This window comes from Paraburkholderia sp. NMBU_R16 (assembly GCF_013282575.1).
Classification (GTDB): Bacteria; Pseudomonadota; Gammaproteobacteria; order Burkholderiales; family Burkholderiaceae; genus Trinickia.
This window is the reverse complement of record NZ_JAAAYE010000484.1, coordinates 1-251: the sequence shown is the minus strand read 5'-3', so window position 1 is coordinate 251 and position 251 is coordinate 1. Positions and strand designations below refer to the sequence as shown.

The window sequence follows — 251 nt, the reverse complement described above, 5'->3', positions numbered from 1 at the left end:
ATGGACGAGACCTACGTGAAGGTCAAGGGCCACTGGAAATATCTGTACCGCGCCGTCGACAAGCAAGGCAATACGGTCGATTTCCTGCTGCGTGCCCATCGTGACAAGCTTGCCGCACGCCGTTACTGGAGTTGACCCGGTTTCGTGGACACCTATCCTTTGGAACAGGAGGTGCCTGCCATGGGAAAGCACCACAACCCCTACGCGCCGGAATTTCGGGCGCAGATGGTCGAGTTGGTCAAAGCCGGCCG

At 58.6% G+C, this 251-nt stretch carries 1 pseudogene; it reads left to right on the top strand.

Annotated features, from left to right (window positions below):
• A pseudogene (locus GWC77_RS30030) lies at positions 1–251 on the top strand (DDE-type integrase/transposase/recombinase); the annotation flags it as partial.